This window comes from Enterobacter sp. 342 (assembly GCF_036663495.1).
Classification (GTDB): Bacteria; Pseudomonadota; Gammaproteobacteria; order Enterobacterales; family Enterobacteriaceae; genus Enterobacter.
Window position 1 is genome coordinate 1 of the sequence record NZ_JAWUEI010000145.1, and the last position, 374, is coordinate 374.

The 374-nt window shown below is 52.7% G+C and carries 1 pseudogene; it reads right to left on the bottom strand.

The annotated features are described in order from the left end of the window. A pseudogene (locus V6E55_RS25690) lies at positions 1-374 on the bottom strand (IS5-like element IS903B family transposase); the annotation flags it as partial.

Consider the following 374-nt stretch of genomic DNA (forward strand, 5'->3'; position numbering starts at 1 on the left):
GACAGGTCTGCACAGATGATTTCATGTGTGTTGCTGTCAACTGCCAGATGCAACTTTCGCCATATACGACGGCGTTCCTGGCCATGCTTTTTGACTTTCCACTCGCCTTCACCGAAGACCTTCAGCCCGGTGGAATCAATTACCAGGTGTGCGATTTCACCCCGGGTGGGCGTTTTGAAACTGACATTAACCGACTTTGCCCGCCTGCTGACACAGCTGTAATCCGGGCAGCGTAGCGGAACGTTCATCAGAGAAAAAATGGAATCAATAAAGCCCTGCGCAGCGCGCAGGGTCAGCCTGAATACGCGTTTAATGACCAGCACAGTCGTGATGGCAAGGTCAGAATAGCGCTGAGGTCTGCCTCGTGAAGAAGG